Here is a 25,199-nt window from a genome sequence, read left to right on the forward strand (position 1 = left end):
AGCGACAACGGAATAAAAAAACCGAACTGGAGACAAAACAGGTTATGTCAGACGACAAGAAGAACGAGACCTTCATTGCTTCAGAAAATATAGAAGCAACACCTGCTGAAGCACCGGCCACGCCCCTGCCAGCACAAGAAAAAGGTCCATTCGTACTCGACATGGCCTGTGTCTTTGACCGTGCATGGTATGAACGCGAATACCCCGACGTTGCCGCCTCTGGCATTGATGCAGCAACGCATTACCGCGAAACAGGCCATCGTGAACTTCGGTCACCAAATCGCTTTTTCAATCCGAATGCTTATCGTGCAGCGAACCCTGATCTCGCTGCTTATGAAGGCGACTTATTTCTGCACTTCATTTTCTACGGCGTACAAGAAGGCCGTCGTATCAGCTAATATATTGATTGAACACTATTGAAGAAAAAAGAGCGGCTCGATGAGAGCCGCTCTTTTCGTATGTTACTTGTTCGAAAACTTAAACGTCGTCGTGTAGTCAAACGTCTGACCCGGCTTCAGCTCTGTCGTCGGGAAAGAAGGGTGGTTTGGGCTATCTGGATAGTGCTCAGCTTCAAACGCTACCGCATCACCCTGACGGTAAGCATGCCCCGAAATACCTGCATATCCGCCATCCAATGAGTTCGACGTATACACTTGCAGACCCGGCTGGCTGGTCAAGACTTCCATGCTGCGGCCTGAACGCGGATCATACACTTTACCAGCCAAACGTGGTGCCTGACCATATGCACCATTCACGACCCAGTTAATGTCATAGCCACGCGCATACATCATCTGCGGGTCATTGCTCCGCAAACGATCACCAATAACAGTCGGCTTCGTAAAGTCGAATGGCGTTCCCACAACAGGCGCTACCTGACCAGTCGGAATCGACGTTGCATCGGTCGGTGTGAAAGAATCCGCATTAATCTGAAGTACTTCCGGCTCAATACTGCCACTGCCTTCACCATTCAAATTCCAGTAAGAATGGTTGGTCAGGTTCAGAACCGTTGGTGCATCCGTCGTCGCAACATAATGCAGGCTTAACGCATCATCATTGCTTAACGTATAGGTCAGATGCGTGGTCAGCGTACCCGGGAAGCCCTGATCCCCATTCGGGCTCACCAGCTTCAACGTGACATACGCACCGTCCGCATTCACACCACTTTTTTCGAATGTCCAAACTTGCTTGTCAAAACCGCGCTTACCACCATGCAGCGCATTGGGTGGTGCCGTCACATCCGTATGGTACTCTTTGCCTTCAACAGGAAAGTTACCCTTGGCCAAACGGTTCGCATAACGACCAATCACTGCACCAAAGAACAGGCCACCCTTAGCACTATCAACAGTGTAGCCTTTTAGCGTCCCAAAGCCGAGCACCACATCTTGCACATGACCATTGCGGTCTGGCGTCTCAACTGACTGAATAATACCACCATACGTAATGACGCGCACCGTCACATTGTGGTCATTTTTCAGTGTGAATATCTTAACAGCTTTTCCATTGGGCGTCGTACCCCATGGAGCAGATGTCACCGTCGGCGCTGCGACAGCTTGTCCGGCACATACAGCGAACAAACCGGCTGAAGCCAAAAGAGACACCTTGCGCAAATTGAAAGCGGGCATAAACGCTATCCCCCGTGTTGAGTTCACGCAACAGTGCTCTAAAATTCTCCATCGCGTCAAAGCCCGAAACGCATCTTTTTCCGCGATGAACCGCTAACCATGCGGCGCTTGCGCAGTAAAAATCAAGAAAACGCGGAGGGGTGCAGAATCATGTCAGATACTCTAAAAGAGCTTTTATCCGCAGTTAACTGCGGAATTAAAGATTGTCTGCGCATCGTTCTCGCTGGATATTCCGGGCGTCTTTCAGGCGCCACACATTGCCTCCCGCCATGCGGTAAAGTCTTTGTGAGCACCGCTGCAGCACGGTATTCGAGGATTGGTTTATGAACATTCGACGGTTTCGGTTTGTCGGGAAGCCTTCATTCTCCACCACCAAACGGTGGGCGGTAGGAACGCTGGCTCTGCTTTCTCTGACGGCCTGTAGTTCCCTGCGCAATCCGCCTCCAACCGATCCGGATGACCTTGCAGATTATAAAGCGGCCAATGACCCTTACGAACCCGTAAACCGCAAAATGTATGATGCTCAGATGTGGGCCTATCACAAAGCCCTTCGCCCCGTGAGCAAAGCATGGATCTGGGCCGTGCCTGCCCCCGTCCGTCACAGCATCGATAATCTGAATCAAACATGGCGCGAACCTGCCGTGTTCTTCTCAGATGTCGGCGCCGGCAAACCCCGCCGCGCAGGCGACTCTTTCATGCGCTTTGCTATCAATATGAGCGCTGGTGTTGCTGGCCTGTTTGATGTCGCAAGCCTCGTGGGCTACCCTCAGCATGAGACCGACCCTGGCATGACGTTAGCCAATTGGGGCGTCTCAAGTGGTCCGTATCTCTTTATCCCACTGGTCGGCCCATCCAGCTTCCGTGATGCTGGCGGTTACGCCATCAGCCAAGGTCTCTCCCCAATTAATTACGTCCCCAGAGGTTATGGCCTTTTAACCTTTAACTGGGCGTACAATATTCTTGGCACAATGGATGGACTGGCAGAGAGTACGGATCAAATAGATCATGTTGAACAAGACAGCTTAGACCCCTATTCTTATATCCGCAGCGCATGGCAACAAAACCGCCAAAGCCAAGTGGACACGCTGAACGCGGATCACCGCGCCACCACGCCCGACTGGTACCATTGATTGACCTCTCTGACCCAAAAACCGAGGATAATCACTATGTTAAATACGTTCTCACGCCGCACTCTTCTGGGTCTCGTTGCTGCTACAGCACTGAGCACGGGCGCTGCATCTGCAAGCCCGGCAACGGATTTTGTGAATAATTTTGGCACAAAACTGGTCGGAATCGTCAATTCCGGTCAGTCCCTTGATGCGAAAAAACAGCAAGTCCTGCCTCTTTTACAGCAAAACCTCGATATTGAGGGCATTGGCCGCTACTGCTTGGGCCGCTACTGGCACACTGCAACGCCAGCACAGCAGCAAAAATATATCTCTCTGTTTGACCAAGTTCTGGTGAATACTATCACAGATCAGGTCGGTAATTATCAGGGCGTAAGCTTCCACATCGTAGGCTCGACCTCCACGCCAGATGGGGAGCGCGTCCGGGCTCTCATTGATCGTCCGGGGCAGCCAGAGGTGAACATGCAATTGATCATCTCCGGCAACCCACCCAAGGTGGTGGACATGTTCGGTGAAGGCGCCAGCCTCCGCATGAACCAACGGGGCGATTACAGCTCCTACCTTTCCCGCCACGGCGGCGATGTTGATGCCCTAAATACTGCTCTTGAGCATCAACTGGCACATCACCATTAAGGTGCACCACAAAAGGCCCCAGTAAAAACTGGGGCCTTTTTTATACCTCTTATACCGTGATCACCCCGCGAATGCGTGTCATAACCTCACCGCCAATCCATGTGTTGTCTCCACACTGTTCCACAGACACACAGCCCACACGGTTCAAAACCGTCCCTTGACGCGCAACATATGTTGCTGGCGCAATTCCACTACCAATCAACCACTGCGCCAAGCCTGCATTCAGACTGCCCGTCACTGGATCTTCAACACAAAACTCGCCACTGCTGAAAAATGCACGCACCTCAAATTGAGCATCCGATCCATCCTGCTGCGCATCCCAAGGCCCGACCACGCCAACCTTCAAATCACCCCACACACTCCAATCAGGACGTAACGCCAGCACAGAAGCCCGATCACGCAACAAAACCGACAGCCAGCCCGGACCATTATCCGTCCATTGCGCCGCCACAATATCGTTTTCCGTAATCTTCAGGGCACGCACAACCCGTGCGAGGTCTTCAGCATCAACAGGCCCCGTACGCTGGCATGGCGGCGCGGCGAAAGAAAATTTTCCATCCACTTCACGCAGCGTCACCAAGCCAACACCGCATTCCTGCACCACCATCTCCCCCTTAGGAACACCGCCTAAAGCACGCCATACATGCGCCGTACCTAATGTCGGATGCCCCGCAAAAGGTAACTCCTGACTAGGTGTAAAAATTCGTACACGGTAATCAGCATCTGCGCTGATCGGCTTGAGCAAAAATGTTGTCTCACTCAAATTTGTCCAATTCGCAATCTGCGCCATCTCCGCGTCAGACAGCGCATCCGCACCGACGACTACCGCCAAGGGATTCCCCTTGAATGCAGCCCCCGCAAAAACATCAACTTGTAAGAATGTCAGTTCCATTATGATCGCCCACGACTTCAAATATACCAATTCATAGTATTGTGAATTCGCAACGAAACAAGTGCCTCACTCGTGTGAGGACGGCACCCTCACCTCATACAGCAGCATCGTATAACCATCACGTTCAAACGTCTCAACATGATGCATACCAATACTGCCCAACACCACGCGAGACGGCCAATTATCCTCCCGCGCGACCGCCACAACATGCGTCTCACCAACATCCAGCACGAACCGCAACGCAGCACCCGCTGCTTCTCGCCCTAACCCACGGCCCCCCGCCCACGGATACAGCGCAAAACGCAAACCAAGACCACGCCCATCAGGCCGCTCATGCACCCCCGTGATGCCAACAAAGCGCCCCTCTTCACGGATGGCAAAAATTCCGACACCACGGCGCGCCCAGAGCGTAATATCCTCTGCCATTTCCCGCTCTGCCTGAAGACGGTCCCTCACGCCGCCCAGCATCCGCCCAAACGCGCCTGCATTCCCTTTCAGATCAACCATATCCTCAAGATCACGCCACGTAATCGGCGTCAGTACGAGGCGTATGGTCCGTATTTCACGACCAAGCAACGCGCTGCCCTCAACACAATAGGCCAAAAAAAAGCCGGTGGAGAAACCCCACCGGCTATCAAATCACCTAAACCACTTAGCGTGCAACTGGTCGGTATTTGATACGGCTGGGCTCCGTCGCATCAGCGCCCAGACGACGTCGCTTATCTTCTTCATAAGCCTGGAAGTTACCTTCAAACCACTCAACGTGGCTATCGCCCTCAAAGGCCAAAATATGTGTCGCCAGACGGTCAAGGAACCAACGATCATGGGAGATGACCACAGCGCAACCTGCAAATTCCGCCAGCGCATCTTCAAGTGCACGCAGCGTATCTACGTCAAGATCGTTGGTCGGTTCGTCAAGCAGAATGACATTGCTGTCTTGCTTGAGCATCTTAGCCAGATGCACGCGGTTACGCTCACCACCGGACAACACACCAACACGCTTTTGTTGATCTGAACCCTTGAAGTTAAACGCACCCACATACGCACGTGATGGCACCGTACGCTTGCCCAGATGAATCACATCCGTGCCGCCAGAAATTTCTTCCCATACGGTCTTATTGTCATCCAACGTATCACGGGACTGATCAACATAACCGAGCTTTACGGTCTCACCGACTTTCAGAGAGCCTTCATCGGCCTGATCTTGACCCGTAATCATCTTAAACAGCGTGGATTTACCTGCACCGTTCGGACCGATCACGCCAACAATACCACCAGGCGGCAGCTTGAAGTTCAGGCCATCAATCAAGAGACGGTCACCAAAGCCTTTACGCAGATTTTCAGCTTCAATAACCGTACCACCCAAACGCGGACCCGGCGTAATCACAATGTCTGCCGTACCACCTGCACGCTCAGCATTGGCCGCCAGCATGTCTTCATAACGGGTAATACGCGCCTTGCTCTTCGCCTGACGTGCCTTGGGAGAAGCCGAAATCCACTCACGCTCCGCAATAAGAGCACGTTGGCGGGCACTTTCTTCCTTCTCTTCCTGAGCCAGACGCTTCTGCTTCTGCTCCAACCAAGAAGAATAGTTACCCTCAAACGGATAACCACGACCACGTTCCAGCTCAAGAATCCAGTTCGTCACATTATCAAGGAAGTAACGATCATGGGTAATGACCATCACGGTGCCTTGATAATCACGCAGCGTCTTTTCCAGCCAAGACACACTCTCTGCGTCCAAATGGTTGGTCGGTTCGTCAAGCAGCAGCATGTCTGGCTTTTCAAGCAGCAGACGGCACAGCGCAACACGGCGACGCTCACCACCCGACAACTTCTCCACAGAGCTATCAGCCGGCGGACAGCGCAGCGCGTCCAGCGCGATCTCTAGCTTACGGTCCAGTTCCCAGCCATCACCCGCATCAATCTTTTCTTGCAACTCAGCTTGCTCAGCCAGCAGCGCCGTCATCTCATCATCAGACATTGGCTCAGCAAACTGCATTGAAATCGCGTTAAAGCGATCAACAGCTTGCTTCAGTTCACCAAAGCCCAGAGCAACGTTTTCACCAACTGTCAGGCTTTCATCAAGCTTCGGTTCTTGCTCCAAGTAACCGATCTTAACGCCCTCAGCGGCCCAAGCTTCACCACCGAATTCTTTTTCAATACCTGCGATAACCTTCAACAGGGTTGATTTACCGGCACCGTTCACACCGAGAACGCCGATTTTCACACCCGGAAGGAAGGAGAGCGTAATGCCCTTGAAGACCTCTCGGCCACCGGGATAGGCCTTGGTCAGATCCTTCATGACGTAGACATATTGGTAGGCGGCCATGGCAGGTCTCCCAAATCGAGAAGGTGGAGTGAGAAGCTGAGCAGCGCATGACAGATGCGCGTCAAAAAGAAACACCGTGCGCCCGGAGGGACTTGAACCCCCAACCAATCCGTTATGAGCGGACGGCTCTAACCAATTGAGCTACAGGCGCGCGGTTGGTTCAGCAAATCGCGCACCTGAAACTTTTTTGCAAGTGCTTAGTCGAGAAAAACCACACATTTATTCTTCTATGCAAAGAGAAGAGAGGGGCTGGGCAGAGTGAAAGCAGCCCAGTAAGATCACCCCGGTTCCATTCACTTCAATGACAAGGTGCCTTTCATGGACATCAGCAAGATCCCGACCGGTAAAGACGCACCACGCGATATCAACGTGGTTATCGAGATTCCGCAGGGTTCTCAGGTCAAGTACGAAGTCGATAAAGACAGCGGTGCATTGATCGTAGACCGTATTATCTTCACGCCAATGGCATACCCTGCTGCTTATGGCTTCATCCCCGGCACACTCGCTGCCGATGGTGACCCATCAGACGCGCTGGTTCTAGCTCCTGCCGCTATCGTTCCGGGCGCTGTCATCCGTGCACGCCCCATCGGCATGTTGAAGATGGAAGACGAAAGCGGCGTTGATGAAAAAATCATCTGCGTTCCACACGACAAGGTGCATACGCAGTACAAAGACGTCACATCAATTGATGATCTGCCAGAAATCACCCGTCAGGCCATCACCCACTTCTTTGAACGCTACAAGGATCTTGAACCTGGCAAGTGGGTTAAAGTAACTGGCTGGGCAACAAAGGAAGAAGCCTACGCTTCTATCGAAAGCGCAATCGCAGCTGCGAAGTAAAACGCTTTCTTTCCTGCTCGGGAATGCTTCCGGGCAGGAAAACCGTTTCTGCTTATCGCGTAGAAACGAAAAAAGGCGCCTGATGGCGCCTTTTTCATAACTGGAGCGGGTGATGGGATTCGAACCCACGACCCCAACCTTGGCAAGGTTGTGCTCTACCCCTGAGCTACACCCGCACTCCGTTGGACGGGCTTATGAAGCATTTCACCCTCCCCCGCAAGAGGAAAAATGAACTCTTCATGATATTTTTGAATTTATGCGCTAGAAACGAAAAAAGGCGCCTGATGGCACCTTTTTCATAACTGGAGCGGGTGATGGGATTCGAACCCACGACCCCAACCTTGGCAAGGTTGTGCTCTACCCCTGAGCTACACCCGCACTCCGTTGGACGGGCTTATGAAGCATTTCACCCGCCCCCGCAAGAGGAAAAATACACCCACCTCCGTTTTTCTTAACCTCTTGCGTATCACGCAGCATCGTCCGATCTTCTTCTGAAAGACAAAACCACAGCGACACCATAGAAAGACCGACCATGAGCAACTTCAATGAACCCCTCATCGGCCAAGCCACCGCAAACGCTGCCGCCAAAATCATTATCGACACAGACCAGAAAAACTTCATGGCAGACGTCATTGAAGCCAGTAATGAACTCCCCATCCTCGTCGATTTCTGGGCACCCTGGTGCGGACCTTGCCGGCAGTTTACGCCAGTCCTCGAAAAGGTCGTGCAAGCAGCACAAGGACGCGTCCGCCTCGTCAAACTTGACATTGAAGCCAATCAAAGCCTCGCCGCACAATTAAGCCAAATGGGTCTTCCCCTCCAATCCATCCCACTGGTTGTTGCCTTTTGGAAAGGCCAAGTGTTGGACGCGGTACAAGGCGCACAATCTGAAACAGCCGTCCGACGCTTTGTCGAAACTGTTTTAAAAGAAAGCGGCGGCGCCATGCCGGCAGCAGAGATGCTCTCCGCCGGTAAAAAAGCCCTTTCCGAGAACCTCTTTGCGGAAGCTGCCGGCTTGTTCGGGGCTGTGCTAGAAAGCGAATCCGAAAACCCAGACGCATGGGGCGGGATGATACGGGCACTTATTGGCTTAGGCGAAACCGAAGCTGCAGAAGATGCCTCTAGCCAAATCCCATCAAAACTGGACACACACCCAGAAATCACAGGCGCACGCTCTGCCTTAGCCCTCCATAAAGAAGGCGCTCAAGCAGCATCACAGCTTGATGAACTCCGCCAAAAAGCCATCACCGCCCCCGACGATTTCAACCTGCGCATGGAACTCGCCGCAGCACTCAACGCCGCTGGCCACAGAGCAGATGCAGCCGAGACGCTACTCTCCATCATCCGCACAGATCGTGACTGGAACGATGGTGCCGCACGCACAGAACTCCTCCGCTTTTTTGAAGCATGGGGACACACAGACCCAGACACCCTCGCCGCACGCCGCAAGCTTTCCGCAGTGCTGTTTTCCTAATGACACCACGCGATTTCAATAGCCTCATCACGATCCCTGAGATTCCGCGGCGCGTAACACCGCTGAATGAACTCACTCTCGCGGACATGCCGCCACGCCTTGGCCTCTTCGTTCTGCCCGGCGCGGTCCTCCTACCGGGCGGACGGCTGCCATTACAAGTCTTCGAGCCACGCTACATCGCCATGCTCGAAGACGCACTCGCCAAAAATCGTCTCATCGGCATCATCCAACCTTTGGATGACGATGAAGACGATGCCCTCTTAGATCACCCGCCCCTACACAAGGTAGGAGCCGTAGGGCGCGTCATGGAATTTGCCGAACAACCAGACGGCACATTCATGATTATATTACACGGCGTCGCCCGCTTTCGCTTACTGCGCGATACACTGACAGAACAATGCTGGCGTGAAGGCTCCATCGACGTCTCGGCTTATGTTGAAGACATGATGGATGCCCCAACCGCCCCCGTCAGCCGGGAAAAACTGCTCACAACATTAAAAGACTACCTCGCCGCGCGTGACCTACGAACGGATTGGACGCTCCTCGATGAGCTAGACGATGATTCCCTTCTCATCGTACTCCCTATGCTCATTCCCTTTGAGGATGACGAAAAACAACTTCTCCTCGAAGCTACACGCCCTGAAGATCGCGCTGAACTCTTGCTGACCCTGCTACGACAGGGCATGGAATAACCCATGACATCTGAACTTGACCCACGCCTTTTATCTGTTTTGGTTTGCCCACTCACCAAAGGGCCACTCACCTATGACAGTGCCGCCCAAGAGCTCATTAGCGCCAAAGCACGCTGCGCTTATCCAATCAAAGATGGCATTCCCATCATGCTTCCCGATGAAGCACGACCGTTAGATGACACACCGTAAACCTTTACCCACCACAATAATGTGGCGACCAGAGCAAGGCAGGGACAATGCCACCTTCCTTCTCTCGTGGTCATATTGAAACCGCCTCCTTGCGGATGGTCCCGCAAGAATATCTTCTCTCCTGAGCCGCGCATGGCATCACAGCCACTCAAAAAGAAGAGCACCCAAGCAGTATCACTGCAGCCAACAACCACGCATAATCGTATTACAGGGCTTTAAACGCTTTCAAAGCCCTGTCTCGCCCCTCAGACAAACCAACGATCGGCCGAGGGTAAGTCCGCCCCAACTCCACTCCCGCAGACCGCAATACCGCTTCTGACGCGTTCCACGGCTCCCGCAAAGCCTTGCCTGATAAGGCCCCTAGTTCTGGCACCCAACGACGAATATACGTACCATCTGGGTCAAACTTCTCCGCCTGAAGCGTCGGGTTGAAAATCCTAAAAAACGGCGCGGCATCAATACCCGTCCCGGCCACCCATTGCCAGTTCATCGCGTTACTCGCCGGATCATAATCCACCAATGTATCGCGAAACCACGCTTCACCTTCGCGCCAATCAATCAGCAGATGTTTAGCCAGAAAAGACCCCACAATCATACGCGCCCGGTTATGCATCCACCCCGTTTGCCACAACTGCCGCATCGCCGCATCAACGATTGGCACCCCTGTCTGCCCCCGCTGCCACGCTGTGAGGTCGTGCTCCGAGCGCCGCCACGACATGGCATGAAATTTTTGATTTACACTTTCATACGGTAACGACGGCGTATGAAAGAGCGTGTACTGAGCAAACTCCCGCCATCCTAGTTCTGACAAAAACACTTGAGCCCCTTCGCGCTCACCGCCACGCTGCCTCACGATGTCCCATAAACGCCTAGGTGACAGCATCCCACTTGCTAAATAGGGCGACAAACGTGATGTCCCTTCTTGCGCCATATAATCACGCGCTTTGGCATAATCACCGCAGAGATCATCCACAAACGCTTCCAACGCTTGTAACCCCGCACGCCCATCAACCCGCCAACTCGCACGCAATCCCGCAGCCCAATCCGGCACCGCAGGGCGCAATCCACCTTCATCCAGACGGTGCTCCGCCATAAGAGAGCTTGGCACGCTCAAAGATGCCCACTTCTCCGGCACCGCGAGAGGCGCTTCAGCCCCTACAGCCCGAAAGGCTTTCCAAAATGCCGTATAAACACGATAAGCATGACGCTCTTTTGTAAGAACCGCTTGCGGATGCCGAAGAACAGTCCCCCATTCCAATTGAAACCCAACACCACTTCGGCTCAACACACGCGCTAAACGCTGGTCCTGCGCACGCTCTCCACTAAGAACACGACAATGCGCAAAGACACTCACCGCCCCGACCTCAGAAACCAAACGCGGCAACACCTCTTCAGTCACCCCGGCCAAGGTCAATAACGTACCGCCATAATGCTGCAACTGAGCGCTCAAAGAGGCCAAAGCCTCCCTCAACCACCAGCGATAAGCGCCCCCCTTAACGGGAACATGCTCTATACTTGGGTCAAAAATATAAACACAAAGAACAGGACGCCCCGTTTCCACAGCCGCAGAGAGTGCTGGGTGATCATCCAAACGTAAATCATGCCGAAACCATACGATAACAGGTTTTCGCCCCACATTACGCCCAGACATAGATGCCCCCATCACGACACAAGAGGGCAATAACGCAACACGCTATAAAACGTTCCATTTTTTGCTAAAAAGATACTGACTCAATTTTTTGAAAGACATAAATACCCATATAATCAGCCGTGTATTCAGCCGAATTCCTGGGCCTTAAAACGCCTCTTTTTTGTACCGAACACCTCATTTTCAAAAGAAATGTTTCGTAAAAAAGAAAACATCTTTTGTTGCCTTAAAAAACATCAACAACAACACGCCTTAAGAATCGACGAATTGCGAAACACAAATTTTTATTCAAAAAATGATATTACCAACCACAAATCATCGCCCCAAAAAAAATCAAATACCCCCAAATTTACTTAAAAAATTTAGTTTATTTTTATAGAAATAAAGTACAAAAAATATTTTTAAAGTGTTAGTTTTAAAAAAACCTTTTTATTGAGACCGAAAATGCTTAATTTTCCCAATAATTAAGGGAGAAAACCAATGGCAGATTCAACGATCGTCGTAAACGGCACAACATACCAGTTTATCAGCAACTCATATTATGCTGGCTACAACATCACTTCAACGGGCCCCTTCTCAAACTACTACCTTGAAGGTGGTCAAGGGACGAGCCAAGGCGCCAAAGGCTCTGGTGCACTATTACGTATCGGTGGCACAAAAACGATCACGAACGTCATTATTAACCAAGCTGCCAGCGTAAACGTTGGCGGAACAGCCACCTTGGTGAACCCAACTGTTTATAGCGGCGCCTTCATTCAAGGCTTTGCTGGCGCACAAATTCAAGGTGGTGAAGTCAAAGATGGTGGTATTCTCTCCATCCAATCCGGCTCCACCGTATCCGGCGTTACTTTTGACAGCGGGTCAACGCTGACCCTCCACGTCAATAGCAAAAACTTCGTCACATCCACTATTACCGACCTCAACATCCAACAAGGCACCATCATTGACGTTATCGATGATGCTGGACAACCTCTTGCCCTCAGCGCTGAAATCAAAACCGTTAACGGCCAAAAAGTCCTTTACATTGATACCAACAAGAACAGCAGCAGCGACCATCAGATCGTTATTACCCTAGACAAAAACTCCACCTTCTCTGACCAATCTGATTTCCACACCTTCAACAAAGCAGATCCATTCTCACAACCATACGCCAGTTCTTACCAAGAACTCGTTGTCTGCTTCTTGGCAGGCGCAGAAATTGCAACGCCCAACGGCACATCACTGGTTGAAAACATCAAAATTGGCGACGAAGTCACCGTTTTTGATGCTGGCAAGCCAGTAACAGACACCGTCACCTGGGCGGGTGAAGCAACATGCACAATCCGTGCTGACTTGACCGATGATGAAGCTGGTTACCCAGTACGCATCCTGAAGGATGCCATCGCACAAGGCGTACCGTCTCAGGACCTGCTGGTCACAGCAGATCACTGCTTGTTCTTTGATGGTAAGTTCGTACCGGCACGTATGCTTGTAAACGGTCGCTCCGTCTTCTTTGACAAGAGCTTCACCTCTTACAGCTACTACCACATCGAAACCAAACAGCACTCCGTCATCATGGCCAACGGCGTTCTGACCGAAAGCTACCTCGACACCGGTAACCGTTCGGCATTCCGCCATCAAAACCTTGCCTTCATTGGTCACAAGGCAAAAAGCTGGGACGTTGATGCCGCCGCTCCACTGAGCACGGCCCCAGAAGTGGTTAAGCCTGTGTTCACGGCCATCGAAGAGCGCGCTATTGCGAACAACATTGCATCACAGACGCCAGCACCACGCCTGACGCAAGATGCAAACATCACACTGGTTACGGATACAGGCCTGACACTCAGCAAACTCCGTGAAACCAATGGCCACATGATCTTCATGCTGCCGGGCGATGTTCAGTCTGTACGCATCATGTCCCGTGCATCTCGCCCATGTGATATCGTTGGCGCATTCTGGGATGACCGTCGTTCCATCGGTGTTGGTGTTGGCAATGTCTCCATCTTCGAGTGGAACCAGCGCACCCCCATCACCACGCATCACGATGTCGCTGAACTCGATGGCTGGAACAACCTTGAAACAGCTTCAGACAAGCGCTGGACAACGGGCAACGCTCTCCTGCCGCTGAACCGTGAAATTTCCGAAGAGCAAGCACTGCTCAGCTTGGAAGTTCAAACCGTTGACTACATTCTTGCTGACAGCGTTCAAACTTCAGCACGCCTGAAAGCCTAAACACCTCTCTTCTTCCGTGGGGAGCCACAACCACCCACGGGCGATAACAATGACAAGGGCGCTCTACAGACACCATGTAGAGCGCCCTTGTCATATCTACCGCGCAGATGTGCCGCCCCCCTAGCGAGAGAAAACCTCTCTCAAACTCCCATTTCACCAGAATGTTTACCCCCATTATGCGGGATTCACTTGCAAAAGACGCCCCTCCTCCCCATAAATCATCCCATGAACAGACGTTCTCAGGGCGGGGTGTAATTCCCCACCGGCGGTAATGTAGAGTTTCGACCTTACAAAGCCCGCGAGCGCCCCAACCTAACAAGGCTGGGGGTCAAGCAGATCCGGTGTAATTCCGGAGCCGACGGTCATAGTCCGGATGAGAGAGAACGCAGTAACGGCCCCGGTGGGCTGATGTTGTACGCACGTAGATTGTGCCCCAACATCACACCCCGGTTCTGTGCGGCGTGCGCCTTGGGAGCGTTCCTATTTGGAATGCCCAACCGGGATGTAAGTGACACGCCTTGACTGACTCGCGTAACATTTCTGCTCTGACGCTTTCACCAGCCCATATCCGCACGGTGTTTCACGCGCTCATCACCCAAACGATGGACACACTTGGCGCAACCGCTCCTAACCCATCCGTCGGCTGCGCCTTGTTGGACCAAAACGGCACCGTCCTCGCCAGTGGCACTCACCCAAAGGTCGGTGCTCCGCATGCCGAGATCATGGCCATCAACGAGGCTCATCAAAAAGGCGTCCTCGATCAGGTCCATACGGCGCTCGTCACACTTGAACCGTGTAACCATACCGGGCGCACACCGCCATGCAGTGAAGCGCTCCTCAACACATCCGTTAAAGACATCTGGATTGGCGCGGCAGACCCCAACCCCAAAGCATCCGGCGGTGCCTCACGCCTGCGCGAAGCCCCCGGCAACCGCAACGTCACCTTCTTATCTGACCATGCGGAACTGGCCGACCTCGCAGAAGACTGCGCCGCGCTCATCATACCGTTTCAACAACGCGTCCTGAATCAGCGCCCGTGGATCAGCGTCAAGCAAGCTTTGGATGAAGCTGGCTCTATGGTTCCCCCAAAAGGGCAAAAGACCTTCACATCCGCAGCATCACTCACCCTCGCACACCGTCTGCGCCGCGCAACGGATGCCATCATTACAGGCATCGGCACGGTCTTGACGGATGACCCCTCTTTCACCGTGCGGCACGTCCCCGACCATATAGGGCGAGGCCCACGCATTATCGTTGTCTGTGACCGTAGCGGCGGTCCCTTTGGCCGTATGCCTACTTTATGGCGTGCACGCATGGCCGAAGCAGGCTTTACCGTTCTCGTGAGTGACAACCTCGCCAATGTTCCTGCTCTTTTGGCGGAACATGGCGTCAATTGGGCCATGGTAGAAGGTGGCCCAGCCCTGTTGAAAGCCGTCTCAGAGCTCAATCTTTGGGATGACTGGCTCACCATTCACAAAACCAATACGGCTGACCGTATCGACATAACAACGCAGCATGGCCCCCACGGCCTAAGCCCCCTGCGCCTGTTGAGGGAAAAAACATGTTCTCCGGAATAATCGAACGTCTGGGCACTGTCCGTGCCGTCTCCCTCCGTGATTCCGCCATGGACCTCACTGTGGAAACCCACATCACAGACCTCGAATTAGGGGAAAGCATTGCCGTCAACGGCGTCTGTTTGACCGTTCAATCCTTCGATCATGCGGGTATTGCCTCCTTCCACCTCAGCGGTGAGACCCTCTCCCGTACCCCTCTTGGCGCACTCACCGTCGGCGCACGGGTCAATCTGGAACGTGCCGTCGCGGCCAGCACCCGCCTCTCTGGTCATATCGTGCAAGGCCATGTGGATGGCGTCGCCACACTCACAAGCCATTCACACGCCGGAGATTCTCACGTTCTGCGCGTCTTCGTGCCCCAAGATCTGCGCCGTTATGTCGTGGAAAAAGGTTCTATCACCTTTGATGGCATCAGCCTCACCGTTAACGCCCTATATGATGGCATCACCCATAACGAGCAAAGCGGCTTTGAAATCGGCCTCACCATCATCCCGCACACATGGGAACATACGAACCTCTCAAGCCTCTCCCCCAATGCGAAGATGAATGTTGAGGTCGATGTGCTGGCTAAATACGTTGAAAACCTCGTGCGCTTTTCCCCACATTCCGCCGGAGGAACACAGCCATGACCCCACAACTCAAAGCCGCCATTGAAGCCTATCGCCGTGGCGGTATGGTCGTCATGGTGGATGATGAAAACCGAGAAAATGAGGGGGACCTTGTCATGGCCGCCCAGTTCGCCACACCAGAAGCCATTAACTTCATGGCCAAGGAAGCACGCGGCCTCATCTGCCTCCCACTGGAAACAGAGCACGCAGACCGCCTGAACCTGCCCCCTATGGTTGAGAAGAACCGTGACCCACGCGGCACGGCCTTCACCGTCTCCATCGAAGCAGCTACCGGCGTCACCACAGGCATTTCTGCCGCTGACCGGGCCCGAACCATTGTGGTTGCCGCGCATCCAGATGCCGTGGCAGAAGACCTCATCTCCCCCGGTCATATCTTCCCCTTACGCGCCCACCCCCAAGGGGTCATCGCACGGAATGGCCATACCGAAGGCTCTATCGACCTCGCGCGCTTAGCGGGACTGCACCCTGCTGGCGTGATCTGCGAAATCATGGCCGATGACGGCAGCATGATGCGCCTGCCAGAACTCCGCCGCTACGCCGCAAAACACGGCCTGCCCCTCATCAGCATTGCCGAACTGCAAGACTGGTGCCGGGCACATGGGCGCGATGCCGTCTCTGACGCAACGCCCATCACAACCCCCATTGCGCCCCCCGCAGAAGCCATCGCATCCTCAGCGCTGCCCAGCCTCTTTGGTGGACATGATCTGCGCATTCATGCCTTCCGCGCCGTGGATGGCGTTGAGCATGTTGCCCTCGTCAAAGGGGACCCTACCCAAGGCACACCGCTCATCCGCTTGCACTCCGAATGCGTGACCGGCGATGCCCTCGGCTCCTTACGCTGCGACTGTGGCGCACAACTCCGCGAAGCACTTGAGCGTATTTCCGCCTCAGAATCCGGCGTATTGCTCTATTTGCGCGGCCATGAAGGGCGCGGCATTGGCTTGGCGAATAAAATCCGCGCTTATGCTTTGCAAGACCAGGGCATGGACACGGTGGACGCGAACGAAGCTCTCGGCTTGCCTGCTGATGCTCGTGAGTGGGACGCCGCCGCCGATATTTTACGGCATCTCGGTGTGGAGAAACTCCGCCTCCTGACCAATAACCCGGATAAAGAATCCAACCTTATGCGCTTCGGCTTCAACGTCGTCGCACGGGAACGGCTCGAAATCGCGTCAAACCCGTTTAACCGCGCCTATCTCTCCACCAAACGCACCCGTATGGGGCATTTTCTTCAGGAACAAACATCATGAGCAAGTCCATCCCCGTTGCCCCAGACCTGAAGCTCACACCGGCACCACGTCTCGCTCTGGTCGTTAGCCGTTTCAACACCGATATTACCGGTGGCCTGAAAAATGGTGCACTCGAATGGCTTGGTGAACGCGACATCACCGATGTCGATGTCTATGACGCACCCGGCGCCTTCGAACTCCCCCTTCTAGCACAGCGCCTTGCGAAATCCGGCCGCTATGAAGGCGTCATCTGCCTCGGCTGCGTGATTAAGGGCGATACCGCACATTTCGAGTTTATTTCCCTCGGCGCAACCATGGGCATCATGCAGGCTCAATTGAATACTGAGACACCCATCGCCTTCGGTATCCTCACCACTTATACCGAAGAACAGGCAATCGCCCGCTCACGCAAAGACGCTGAGAATAAAGGCCGTGAAGCCGCGGCAGCCTGCGTCGAAAGCGTAGCCTTCCTGCGCAATATCCCTGCATCCGCCTAAAAACAAAAATGGCAGGCTCATTCTAAGCCTGCCACTCGTATCACATAGAATAACCGGGCTTTTTATATAACATGGCCTGCTTCGCGTCGATCTCCGGGCCATACACTTGATCCCGCCAATCATCCGACGAGACTTCCTCAATCCCAACCGAAACAGACCCTTCACTACTGCCCAAAATACGCACTACATCCTGAGACAACGCATCAGCCAATTCCTGCTTTTGCTGCTCTGATTTCCCCGGCCATAACTTTACAACAATATGCGGCATACAGGCTCCTCGCTATCACCAAGGCTGAGACGCAGGCCCAACCGTAAATTCATTAATCGTTGTATCTTCTGGCGTATCAATCGCAACCGAGACAACGCGCGCAATGCGATCCGGCGTAATGGCATATTGCTTATACAAACCCTGCATAGCCTCCGCCGCCTTCTCATGCGTAATACCGCCTAGAAGCTCGGTGCTAATTGCGGCCGGATAGATCGTGGACGTACGAATATTTGTCCCTTCTGCTGCGGATTCCATCCGCAACACTTCCATAAAATTACGAACAAACCATTTCGTACCGCCATAAATGGCAGCACCCGGATACGCTTTCAGCCCTGCGACAGAAGACGTCGCGATAATCTGACCCGATTTCTGCTCAGCAAAAACAGGCATGACTGCCGCCACACCATTCAGAACGCCTTTGATATTCACATCCACGGCGTTATTCCATTCCTCCACCTTCAAAGCAGAGACAGGCGCCGTCGGCATCACACCGGCATTCAAAAAGATCACGTCCACCCGGCCAAAAGTCTTTTTCGCCAGTTCCACAATTGCCGCATTATCTGCCGGATTAACCACATCTAACCCGGTATACACGACCTCACCACCGCCTTGCCAAATCTGCTCTGCAATCTTCTCTAAGCGCTCTTCTCTACGTGCGCCAAGCACAACCTTTGCACCTTGCTGTGCCAGCAAAAGTGCCGTCGCTTCGCCAATACCAGAAGACGCACCGGTAATAATGACTACTTTATCTTTAATCATAATACTGCCCCACTCGCCTTAACATTAACCTGCATATTGTTGGTCTGAGACATGCTCTAACCAATCCACCACCTTGCCATTCTCCACTTCCTGAATCGCAAGATGCGTCATCGCTGTTTCCCGTGCCGCGCCGTGCCAATGCTTCTCTCCCGGCGCGAACCACACCACGTCTCCCGGGCGTATCTCCTCAATGGGACCGCCCCAGCGCTGCACGCGCCCAACACCTGACGTCACAACCAGTGTTTGCCCCAGTGGATGCGTATGCCACGCCGTCCGTGCCCCAGGCTCAAATGTCACATTAGCGCCTTGAACACGCTCTGGCGCAGCTGGATTGAATAAAAAATCAACACGCACGGTGCCGGTAAACCACTCTGCCGGCCCACGCATGGAAGGCTTATGTCCTGCTCTAAAAATATCCATGAGATTATTCCTGCTATGGTACTTCAGCAATACGCTGAGTCGTGTCCTAGCAAGACTGTAAACACGCCATAGGCAAAAGATTAGCGCTTATAAAATACATGAATTTGTGAAATATATTCATCAATGGCACGCACCCCCCTTCATGACATCACAGCGTTTCTCATGGTGGCCCGCAAGCGCAGTTTCACCAAAGCTGCGGCAGAGCTCGGTGTCACACCATCGGCACTGAGCCATACGATCCGGGCACTAGAAGAACGCCTCCAACTCCGCCTGTTATCCCGCACTACGCGCGCTGTTGCCCCGACCGAAGCAGGTGAGCAACTCCAGCGCCGCCTTGCCCCCCTATTCGAACAGGTAAACACAGAGATAGAAGCCATTACATCCCTCAGCAAAACACCTTCTGGCTCTATTCGCATCACCTGTATCGATGCTGTCATTGAAACTGTTTTTCGTCCCAAACTCCGCGAATTTTTAAAAAAATACCCTGAAATCAACGTCGAATTCAGCATGGATTATGCACTGGTTGATATCGTCGCTGAACGTTTTGACGCTGGGGTACGTATTGGCGCGTCCTTAGAAAAAGATATGATCGCCACATGCATCAGCCCCAAATGGCGCTTCTGCGTCATTGGTAGCCCTGCCTATTTTAAACAATACGGTATTCCACCCACCCCACATGACCTCAGTGACCATAAATGCATCAATATGCATATGAAAACTGCAGGCGGACATTTCCGATGGGAGTTTCAAACACCCCAAGGGCGGGATTTTTCTTTAAAAGTGAACGGACAAGCCACCTTCAATACAACATTTTTGGTCTTATCAGGCGCTCTTGACGATCTGGGCCTTGGATATGTTCCTCGCACCATTGCTGAGCCCTATTTAAAAAGCGGTCAACTTGTGGAAGTACTGGCCGAATGGTGCCCTGAATATGATGGGTACTATCTCTACTACCCTAGCCGCAAGCAGCACTCCCCCGCGTTCGCTGCCTTTCTTCAAGCCATGCGTTGGACGGACGAAAGCGCCTAACGGCGCACACACCGCACCATCTCTAAGAGATAACAAATATCTCGCCAACGCGTGATACAAGAGCCGAAAACGCCCCTATATCACGCCATCATGATTACTCGTTTGATGGAATCGTCTCAGTCGGCAGAGGCTGCACTCGAATAACACGGCCATTCTGATCGTAATACATCACCGCATCACCACGACGCTCAGCCCAACCATCCGGCTTTCCATCCTTCGTGCGAAACAAAAGACGGAAAGCATCTGGCTGCTCAATCACCTTATCCCCCGGTGGGCGATACGTGAAACGGCTGAAATCAGCATGGTTCTTCGGTAATGATGAACTCCGATACACGTCATGCATGCTCGGCTTACTCGGCCCGTCATCATCAGCACTTTGCGCATGAGCCACACCACACGCCGCAACAGCACAAAAGCCAGTAACAGCAACTAAAGGAAGAAAAGTGACTCTACGCAAAGGGTTCTCCAATCATCAGATGCAGGCTCAGTGCCCTGCCTTCTCCGCCTGAGCAGATGAGGCTACCTTAGGCGAAACCGTTTTCGCACTCCAGCCACCCCCTAGAGCGCGGTAAACCGTTACCAAATTCGCAAACCGTGCAGCCTGCACCGCAATATGATTTTGCTGTGCTTGGTACAAGGTCCGTTGCTGCTCCAGAGCCGTCAAATAGCTATCAATCCCAGCATGATAGCGCATCATAGCCAAGTCATATGCTGTTTGAGACTGCTGAACCAAACCTGCCAGATGCTTTTCTTGCGCCGTATAAGTCTCACGCGCTGTTAATGCATCAGACACTTCACGGAAGGCCGATTGTACCGCCTTCTGATACTGCGCTGCAGACTGCAAGGCGCGCGCCTTAGCAATATGCAGGTTCCCTTCATTCTGCCCCCACGTGAAGATCGGCAGTGAGATCGATGGAGCGATAGACCATGTCTCAGCCCCCGGCGTGAAGAGATGGCGGAACTGAAGCGCGCTAGTCCCCTCAGAGGCCGTCAACGTCACGCGTGGGTAAAACGCCGCACGCGCCGCACCAATGCTCGCATTTGCACCAAGCAACGTATGCTCAGCCGCCTGAATATCCGGGCGCTGCTGCATCAAGTCTGATGGCAAACCAGCAGGCAAATCACTCAGCATTGTTTGCGTACCGAACGGAGCCGGCGCGGGCAATGTTGCTGGCAAAGGCATACCAACTACCAATTGCAACGCATGCTCATCATCCGCAACCGCACGACGATACTGCGCTTCATTCGCCGCAGCCTGCTCAACCTGTGTCCGCACTTGCGCTAAAGTCAGCGCATCGGTTTCCCCGTGGTCATAAGCCAGTTGCGTCAACGATAATGTATGCTGCTGCGACGCCAGAGTATCCTGCGTGACACGTAGCAACTCACGATCACCCAACCACTGGATATACGTATTCGCCACCTGAGATACTGTCGTAATCAGCACATTACGCGTGTTCTCAGCACTGCTCAGAGCAGCTTCCGCTTCCTGCCGAGACAGATTTCGTATCCGCCCCCACAGATCAACTTCATAAGACGAAAATCCGATCGACGTTTGAAAGAAGCGTAGCGTACCAATGCTGCGCCCAGACCCTGGAGCAAACGCAAAACCCGCCGTATCTGAAGGAGACATAAACATGCCACTTCCTCCCGCCGAAATGGCGGGGAAAAGTGAAGCATGTTGTACCTCATACTGCCCTTGCGCTTCCGCCACGGCAGCCGCTTGCGCAGCAAGGTCACGGTTATTTTGCAGGGTCAGCGTAATGAGAGCTTTCAGGCGTGGATCCGTGAAGAAATCCTGCCACCCCAAATCTGCCGTTTGTGCCGCAGCTTTAACGCTTTTGACCCCCGTATCTGCCGGATAGGCATCCTGCACCATGGGTGCAGGGCGGTGATAATCAGGCGCCATATTACAGCTCGACAGCATCAAAAGCGCTGCCAGTCCGAGACGGATTTTCATGCGCTGTGCTCCCCATGTGCAGGCATATCAGCATTCTCATCCAAATGAGCGTACGGGTCCTTACGGTCCTTGATCGGCTTCACACGGAACAGGCGTAGAATGACAACGAAGAAGACCGGAACGAAATACACCGCCAGCAATGTCGCTGAGAGCATACCACCCACAACGCATGTCCCGATCGCCACACGCGCAGCAGAACCCGCACCTGTTGCAATCGCCAGCGGAAACACACCGCAAACAAACGCAATCGACGTCATCAGAATTGGCCGCAAACGCTCACGCCCTGCTTCCAAAACTGACTCTTCCAAAGAACGCCCTTGTTCGAAGAAGCTTTTCGCAAATTCCACAATCAGAATAGCGTTCTTCACCGACAGCCCGACCGTCGTCAGCAAGCCGACTTGGAAGTAAACGTCATTATTCAGGCCACGCCCCAACGTCGCTGCAATAGCCCCCAGCACACCCAAGGGCAGTACAAGCATAACGGATAGCGGAATAGCCCAGCTTTCATAAAGAGCAGCCAAGCACAGCATAATGACAATCGCAGCCAGCACATAAAGCGGCCCCGTCGCACCTGCCGAAGCCAACTGCTCATATGACAAGCCCGTCCACTCATAGCTAATCCCATGAGGCAGATGAGACAGGATCTTTTCCATCTCGCCCATGGCTTGACCAGAGCTTGCGCCCGCAGCGGGTTGGCCCTGAATCTCGTACGAGTTCATGCCGTTATAGTCTTCAACCTTTTGCGGACCACTGACCCAGTGCCCATCCACAAAGGCATTCAACGGAACCATCGTGCCAGATGCATTACGGACGTACCAACGGTTCAGATCTTCCGGCGTCATACGCGCCCAATCTGCACCCTGTATATAAACCTGCTTCACGCGGTCATTACGCATGAACTGATTCACATAGGTGGAACCAAAAGCACCCTGTACGGTGGTGTTGATATCTGCGTTGGATAGGCCCAGAGCATTCGCACGCTCACGGTTAATTTCCATCGCAAATTGCGGCGCATCTTCCATGCCCAACGGACGCACAGCCTGCAATACAGGGTTCTTAGCGGCTTCCATGAGAACTTGGTTACGCGCATTCAAGAGAGCTTCATGCCCTAAATGCCCTGTATCCTCCAATTCCAGATCAAAACCGGTCGCATTGCCCAGTTCCATCACGGCTGGCGGATTAACGGCAAAGATTTGCGCCATTGGGTTCATCCAGAAGTGCATCATGACCTGGTTAGCAACCGTCATGGTGGTATTCTGCTTACCCGGGCGTTCATCCCATGGCTTCATACGAATGAAGAAAGCACCCGCACTTTGCCCTTGCCCAGCAAAACTGAACCCGGTCATCGTGAAGACAGACTTCACCGTCTTGCCGTATGTTTTCAGTACATAATCAGAGATCTGACGGTTCACTTCAGCCGTTTGCTCAGCTGTTGCCCCCGCCCGCATCGTCACCTGACCAAAAATAACGCCTTGGTCTTCATCCGGTAAGAAACCGCCCGGAACACGGTTAAACAAGAACACGACACCGACCGTAAGAATAACAAAGGCCAGCATGCTCAAAACAGGGCGTCCCACCATCCGGCGAACACCACCCAAATATCCACGGGTCAAACGATCAAAGTTACGGTTAAACCACGCAGCAGGCCCCTTATCGGCTGCCTTATGCGTTGGCTTCAACATCGTACCGCACAATGCTGGCGTCATCACCATCGCCACCAGAACGGACAGCCACATAGCCGCAACAATCGTGATGGAGAACTGACGGTAAATAACACCGGTCGAACCACTAAAGGCCGCCATCGGCAAAAAGACAGCCGACAACACCAGCACGATACCAATCAAAGCACCTGAGATTTCATCCATGGACTGACGTGCAGCCTCACGCGGTGAAATCCCCCGCTCACTCATCACGCGCTCAACGTTTTCAACAACAACAATAGCATCATCCACCAACAGGCCAACAGCGAGAACCATCGCCAACATCGTCAGCGTATTGATCCCATACCCCATAGTGGAGAGCAGACCGAACGTCCCCAACAGCACCACTGGAACAGCAATGGTCGGTATCAACGTGGCCCGGAAGTTCTGCAAGAAAATCAACATTACCAAGAAGACCAGCGCAATGGCTTCCAGCAACGTTTCAATCACTTCATGAATGGAAAGCGTAATAAAAGGGGCTGTATCCAGCGGATAAACCACCTTCAAGCCTGGCGGGAAGTAACGGCTCAACTCACCAATACGCTCACGCACCGCCGCAGCCGTTTTCAACTGGTTAGCACCCGGTGCCAACTTAAGCGCCATCGCAGCCGCCGGGTGGTTATTATACATGGAAGACAGCGCATAGCTTTGCGCACCTAGTTCAACCCGTGCGACATCTTTCAAGCGAACTTGGCTGCCATCTTGCTGAACTTTCAGCAGAATTTGCTCAAACTGTTCCGGCTTGCTGAAGCGCGTTGGGCCAAGGATCGTCGCGTCAAAGCCAATGGCTTTCTTCGCTGGCAAACCACCCAACTCACCCGCAGAAACCTGAATATTCTGCGCTGAAATCGCATTTTGTACGTCACCAACCGTCAGGCTGTAATTATACAGCTTGGCCGGGTCCAACCAAATACGCATCGCATATTCAGAACCGAACAACGTATGATCACCAACGCCAGACACACGCGACAGCGGGTCCGAAATGTTAGACGCTACATAATCCGAAATATCTTGGCCGCTCATGCTGCCATCTTCGGAAATGAAGGCGGCTACCAACATGAAGTTCTTAGTGGCCTTCGTAACACCAATACCCTGCGACACCACTTCTTGGGGCAAACGAGGCTGGGCCAGTTGTAGTTTATTTTGCACCTGAACTTGAGCAATATCGGGGTTTGTCCCCTGCTCAAACGTCAGGTCAATTTCCATCTGTCCACTCGCGTAAGAAGACGCTGACAGATATTCGAGATGATCCAAACCATACATCTGCTGCAAAATCGGCCGAACAACCGTATTGTTCACCGTTTCAGCCGAGGCACCCGGATACATAACGCTAATCGCGATTTGCGGCGGGGCAATGCTCGGATATTGCGCAATCGGCATGCGGGTAATGGCCACGCCACCCACCAGCATGATGATCAACCCGATAACCCATGCGAAAATCGGCCGATCAATAAAGAAGCGTGATAAGCTCATAATC

At 53.1% G+C, this 25,199-nt stretch carries 24 protein-coding genes, 3 tRNA genes and 1 riboswitch; of the genes, 13 read left to right on the forward strand and 14 right to left on the reverse strand.

Features of this window, described 5'->3' with window-relative positions:
* Positions 1–44: 44 nt before the first annotated feature.
* Positions 45–398, forward strand: a complete 354-nt coding sequence (locus tag KB213_RS01125; RefSeq protein ID WP_249110118.1) for a hypothetical protein — start codon at positions 45–47, stop codon at positions 396–398.
* Between the two features lie 63 nt (positions 399–461).
* Here KB213_RS01125 and KB213_RS01130 read toward each other — a convergent pair whose 3' ends face one another.
* Positions 462–1,622: an aldose epimerase family protein gene (locus KB213_RS01130; protein ID WP_068167641.1), complete on the reverse strand. Its 1,161-nt coding sequence runs from the start codon at positions 1,620–1,622 to the stop codon at positions 462–464.
* Between the two features lie 323 nt (positions 1,623–1,945).
* Here KB213_RS01130 and KB213_RS01135 point away from each other — a divergent pair, with 323 nt between their 5' ends.
* Positions 1,946–2,752, forward strand: coding sequence for an MlaA family lipoprotein (locus tag KB213_RS01135; protein WP_068167638.1), 807 nt, complete (start codon positions 1,946–1,948; stop codon positions 2,750–2,752).
* 36 nt (positions 2,753–2,788) lie between these two features.
* The gene (locus tag KB213_RS01140; RefSeq protein ID WP_068167636.1) at positions 2,789–3,382 is read left to right on the forward strand and encodes an MlaC/ttg2D family ABC transporter substrate-binding protein; all 594 of its coding nucleotides are present in this window, start codon (positions 2,789–2,791) and stop codon (positions 3,380–3,382) included.
* Between the two features lie 49 nt (positions 3,383–3,431).
* Here KB213_RS01140 and KB213_RS01145 read toward each other — a convergent pair whose 3' ends face one another.
* From KB213_RS01145 to KB213_RS01160, 4 genes are all read right to left on the reverse strand, one after another.
* Positions 3,432–4,274: a PhzF family phenazine biosynthesis protein gene (locus tag KB213_RS01145; RefSeq protein ID WP_211680124.1), complete on the reverse strand. Its 843-nt coding sequence runs from the start codon at positions 4,272–4,274 to the stop codon at positions 3,432–3,434.
* 66 nt (positions 4,275–4,340) lie between these two features.
* Positions 4,341–4,850: a GNAT family N-acetyltransferase gene (locus tag KB213_RS01150; protein WP_068167632.1), complete on the reverse strand. Its 510-nt coding sequence runs from the start codon at positions 4,848–4,850 to the stop codon at positions 4,341–4,343.
* Positions 4,851–4,926: 76 nt separating this feature from the next.
* Positions 4,927–6,606 carry an energy-dependent translational throttle protein EttA gene (gene ettA, locus KB213_RS01155; RefSeq protein WP_068167630.1) on the reverse strand — a complete coding sequence of 560 codons (1,680 nt, stop codon included), beginning with the start codon at positions 6,604–6,606 and terminating at the stop codon, positions 4,927–4,929.
* A 77-nt stretch (positions 6,607–6,683) separates the two neighbouring features.
* Positions 6,684–6,757 (reverse strand) — tRNA-Ile (locus KB213_RS01160).
* A gap of 167 nt (positions 6,758–6,924) precedes the next feature.
* On the opposite strand from KB213_RS01160, the gene ppa reads away from it, so the two are divergent.
* A complete protein-coding gene (ppa, locus tag KB213_RS01165) occupies positions 6,925–7,446 on the forward strand; it encodes an inorganic diphosphatase (RefSeq protein ID WP_211680127.1) in 522 nt (173 codons plus the stop codon).
* 101 nt (positions 7,447–7,547) lie between these two features.
* Here ppa and KB213_RS01170 read toward each other — a convergent pair.
* A tRNA-Gly gene (locus tag KB213_RS01170) sits at positions 7,548–7,622 on the reverse strand.
* A 127-nt stretch (positions 7,623–7,749) separates the two neighbouring features.
* A tRNA-Gly gene (locus KB213_RS01175) sits at positions 7,750–7,824 on the reverse strand.
* Between the two features lie 154 nt (positions 7,825–7,978).
* On the opposite strand from KB213_RS01175, the gene KB213_RS01180 reads away from it, so the two are divergent.
* The 3 genes from KB213_RS01180 to KB213_RS01190 are packed head-to-tail and all read left to right on the forward strand — an operon-like array spanning position 7,979 to position 9,801.
* Complete coding sequence (locus KB213_RS01180; RefSeq protein WP_211680130.1) at positions 7,979–8,920, forward strand: tetratricopeptide repeat protein; 942 nt, start codon at positions 7,979–7,981, stop codon at positions 8,918–8,920.
* On the forward strand, positions 8,920–9,612 hold the full coding sequence (locus KB213_RS01185) for an LON peptidase substrate-binding domain-containing protein (RefSeq protein WP_211680133.1): 693 nt from the start codon (positions 8,920–8,922) through the stop codon (positions 9,610–9,612). Before KB213_RS01180 ends, KB213_RS01185 begins: the two co-directional genes overlap by 1 nt.
* Before the next feature lie 3 nt (positions 9,613–9,615).
* Positions 9,616–9,801 (forward strand): Trm112 family protein, encoded by a 186-nt coding sequence (locus KB213_RS01190; protein WP_211680136.1) that lies wholly within the window; start codon positions 9,616–9,618, stop codon positions 9,799–9,801.
* A 205-nt stretch (positions 9,802–10,006) separates the two neighbouring features.
* Here KB213_RS01190 and KB213_RS01195 read toward each other — a convergent pair whose 3' ends face one another.
* Positions 10,007–11,452, reverse strand: a complete 1,446-nt coding sequence (locus tag KB213_RS01195) for a cryptochrome/photolyase family protein (RefSeq protein ID WP_211680140.1) — start codon at positions 11,450–11,452, stop codon at positions 10,007–10,009.
* 477 nt (positions 11,453–11,929) lie between these two features.
* Between KB213_RS01195 and KB213_RS01200 the strand changes: the two genes are divergently transcribed.
* The 5 genes from KB213_RS01200 to ribH all read left to right on the forward strand — a co-directional run bounded on the left by KB213_RS01200 (position 11,930) and on the right by ribH (position 17,589).
* On the forward strand, positions 11,930–13,660 hold the full coding sequence (locus KB213_RS01200; RefSeq protein WP_211680143.1) for a Hint domain-containing protein: 1,731 nt from the start codon (positions 11,930–11,932) through the stop codon (positions 13,658–13,660).
* 231 nt (positions 13,661–13,891) lie between these two features.
* A riboswitch (FMN riboswitch) is annotated at positions 13,892–14,049 on the forward strand.
* 213 nt (positions 14,050–14,262) lie between these two features.
* A complete protein-coding gene (ribD, locus tag KB213_RS01205) occupies positions 14,263–15,237 on the forward strand; it encodes a bifunctional diaminohydroxyphosphoribosylaminopyrimidine deaminase/5-amino-6-(5-phosphoribosylamino)uracil reductase RibD (RefSeq protein ID WP_211680550.1) in 975 nt (324 codons plus the stop codon).
* Positions 15,222–15,863, forward strand: a complete 642-nt coding sequence (locus KB213_RS01210; protein ID WP_211680145.1) for a riboflavin synthase — start codon at positions 15,222–15,224, stop codon at positions 15,861–15,863. The genes ribD and KB213_RS01210 overlap by 16 nt, the downstream gene beginning before the upstream one ends.
* Positions 15,860–17,113 carry a 3,4-dihydroxy-2-butanone-4-phosphate synthase gene (ribB, locus tag KB213_RS01215; RefSeq protein WP_211680147.1) on the forward strand — a complete coding sequence of 418 codons (1,254 nt, stop codon included), beginning with the start codon at positions 15,860–15,862 and terminating at the stop codon, positions 17,111–17,113. The genes KB213_RS01210 and ribB overlap by 4 nt, the downstream gene beginning before the upstream one ends.
* Positions 17,110–17,589, forward strand: a complete 480-nt coding sequence (gene ribH / locus KB213_RS01220) for a 6,7-dimethyl-8-ribityllumazine synthase (RefSeq protein WP_068167615.1) — start codon at positions 17,110–17,112, stop codon at positions 17,587–17,589. The genes ribB and ribH overlap by 4 nt, the downstream gene beginning before the upstream one ends.
* Before the next feature lie 40 nt (positions 17,590–17,629).
* Here the strand turns inward: ribH and KB213_RS01225 are convergent, their stop codons facing one another.
* The 3 genes from KB213_RS01225 to KB213_RS01235 are packed head-to-tail and all read right to left on the reverse strand — an operon-like array spanning position 17,630 to position 19,036.
* Positions 17,630–17,857 (reverse strand): tautomerase family protein, encoded by a 228-nt coding sequence (locus KB213_RS01225; RefSeq protein WP_211680149.1) that lies wholly within the window; start codon positions 17,855–17,857, stop codon positions 17,630–17,632.
* 15 nt (positions 17,858–17,872) lie between these two features.
* Complete coding sequence (locus KB213_RS01230) at positions 17,873–18,616, reverse strand: SDR family oxidoreductase (protein ID WP_068167611.1); 744 nt, start codon at positions 18,614–18,616, stop codon at positions 17,873–17,875.
* A gap of 24 nt (positions 18,617–18,640) precedes the next feature.
* Complete coding sequence (locus KB213_RS01235; protein WP_211680151.1) at positions 18,641–19,036, reverse strand: (R)-mandelonitrile lyase; 396 nt, start codon at positions 19,034–19,036, stop codon at positions 18,641–18,643.
* A 123-nt stretch (positions 19,037–19,159) separates the two neighbouring features.
* On the opposite strand from KB213_RS01235, the gene KB213_RS01240 reads away from it, so the two are divergent.
* Positions 19,160–20,065: a LysR family transcriptional regulator gene (locus KB213_RS01240; protein ID WP_211680152.1), complete on the forward strand. Its 906-nt coding sequence runs from the start codon at positions 19,160–19,162 to the stop codon at positions 20,063–20,065.
* Positions 20,066–20,159: 94 nt separating this feature from the next.
* Here KB213_RS01240 and KB213_RS01245 read toward each other — a convergent pair whose 3' ends face one another.
* The 3 genes from KB213_RS01245 to KB213_RS01255 are packed head-to-tail and all read right to left on the reverse strand — an operon-like array spanning position 20,160 to position 25,195.
* Positions 20,160–20,522: a hypothetical protein gene (locus KB213_RS01245; protein ID WP_249110123.1), complete on the reverse strand. Its 363-nt coding sequence runs from the start codon at positions 20,520–20,522 to the stop codon at positions 20,160–20,162.
* Between the two features lie 27 nt (positions 20,523–20,549).
* Positions 20,550–22,022 carry an efflux transporter outer membrane subunit gene (locus KB213_RS01250; RefSeq protein WP_211680154.1) on the reverse strand — a complete coding sequence of 491 codons (1,473 nt, stop codon included), beginning with the start codon at positions 22,020–22,022 and terminating at the stop codon, positions 20,550–20,552.
* Positions 22,019–25,195: an efflux RND transporter permease subunit gene (locus KB213_RS01255; RefSeq protein WP_211680156.1), complete on the reverse strand. Its 3,177-nt coding sequence runs from the start codon at positions 25,193–25,195 to the stop codon at positions 22,019–22,021. The genes KB213_RS01250 and KB213_RS01255 overlap by 4 nt, the downstream gene beginning before the upstream one ends.
* Between the last annotated feature and the right edge of the window lie 4 nt (positions 25,196–25,199).

This window comes from Neokomagataea anthophila (assembly GCF_018122595.1).
Lineage (GTDB): Bacteria > Pseudomonadota > Alphaproteobacteria > Acetobacterales > Acetobacteraceae > Gluconobacter > Gluconobacter anthophilus.

Excerpts from the sequence above, each read along its gene's own strand:
- KB213_RS01200 (WP_211680143.1), top strand. The coding sequence starts at position 11,930 with ATGGCAGATTCAACGATCGTCGTAAACGGCACAACATACCAGTTTATC.
- KB213_RS01140 (WP_068167636.1), top strand. The coding sequence starts at position 2,789 with ATGTTAAATACGTTCTCACGCCGCACTCTTCTGGGTCTCGTTGCTGCT.
- ribD (WP_211680550.1), top strand. The coding sequence starts at position 14,263 with ATGGACACACTTGGCGCAACCGCTCCTAACCCATCCGTCGGCTGCGCC.
- KB213_RS01225 (WP_211680149.1), bottom strand. The coding sequence starts at position 17,857 with ATGCCGCATATTGTTGTAAAGTTATGGCCGGGGAAATCAGAGCAGCAA.
- KB213_RS01255 (WP_211680156.1), bottom strand. The coding sequence starts at position 25,195 with ATGAGCTTATCACGCTTCTTTATTGATCGGCCGATTTTCGCATGGGTT.
- ribB (WP_211680147.1), top strand. The coding sequence starts at position 15,860 with ATGACCCCACAACTCAAAGCCGCCATTGAAGCCTATCGCCGTGGCGGT.
- KB213_RS01250 (WP_211680154.1), bottom strand. The coding sequence starts at position 22,022 with ATGAAAATCCGTCTCGGACTGGCAGCGCTTTTGATGCTGTCGAGCTGT.
- KB213_RS01240 (WP_211680152.1), top strand. The coding sequence starts at position 19,160 with ATGGCACGCACCCCCCTTCATGACATCACAGCGTTTCTCATGGTGGCC.
- KB213_RS01185 (WP_211680133.1), top strand. The coding sequence starts at position 8,920 with ATGACACCACGCGATTTCAATAGCCTCATCACGATCCCTGAGATTCCG.
- KB213_RS01190 (WP_211680136.1), top strand. The coding sequence starts at position 9,616 with ATGACATCTGAACTTGACCCACGCCTTTTATCTGTTTTGGTTTGCCCA.
- KB213_RS01235 (WP_211680151.1), bottom strand. The coding sequence starts at position 19,036 with ATGGATATTTTTAGAGCAGGACATAAGCCTTCCATGCGTGGGCCGGCA.
- KB213_RS01230 (WP_068167611.1), bottom strand. The coding sequence starts at position 18,616 with ATGATTAAAGATAAAGTAGTCATTATTACCGGTGCGTCTTCTGGTATT.
- KB213_RS01130 (WP_068167641.1), bottom strand. The coding sequence starts at position 1,622 with ATGCCCGCTTTCAATTTGCGCAAGGTGTCTCTTTTGGCTTCAGCCGGT.
- ribH (WP_068167615.1), top strand. The coding sequence starts at position 17,110 with ATGAGCAAGTCCATCCCCGTTGCCCCAGACCTGAAGCTCACACCGGCA.
- KB213_RS01180 (WP_211680130.1), top strand. The coding sequence starts at position 7,979 with ATGAGCAACTTCAATGAACCCCTCATCGGCCAAGCCACCGCAAACGCT.
- KB213_RS01135 (WP_068167638.1), top strand. The coding sequence starts at position 1,946 with ATGAACATTCGACGGTTTCGGTTTGTCGGGAAGCCTTCATTCTCCACC.
- KB213_RS01195 (WP_211680140.1), bottom strand. The coding sequence starts at position 11,452 with ATGTCTGGGCGTAATGTGGGGCGAAAACCTGTTATCGTATGGTTTCGG.
- KB213_RS01145 (WP_211680124.1), bottom strand. The coding sequence starts at position 4,274 with ATGGAACTGACATTCTTACAAGTTGATGTTTTTGCGGGGGCTGCATTC.
- ettA (WP_068167630.1), bottom strand. The coding sequence starts at position 6,606 with ATGGCCGCCTACCAATATGTCTACGTCATGAAGGATCTGACCAAGGCC.
- ppa (WP_211680127.1), top strand. The coding sequence starts at position 6,925 with ATGGACATCAGCAAGATCCCGACCGGTAAAGACGCACCACGCGATATC.
- KB213_RS01210 (WP_211680145.1), top strand. The coding sequence starts at position 15,222 with ATGTTCTCCGGAATAATCGAACGTCTGGGCACTGTCCGTGCCGTCTCC.
- KB213_RS01125 (WP_249110118.1), top strand. The coding sequence starts at position 45 with ATGTCAGACGACAAGAAGAACGAGACCTTCATTGCTTCAGAAAATATA.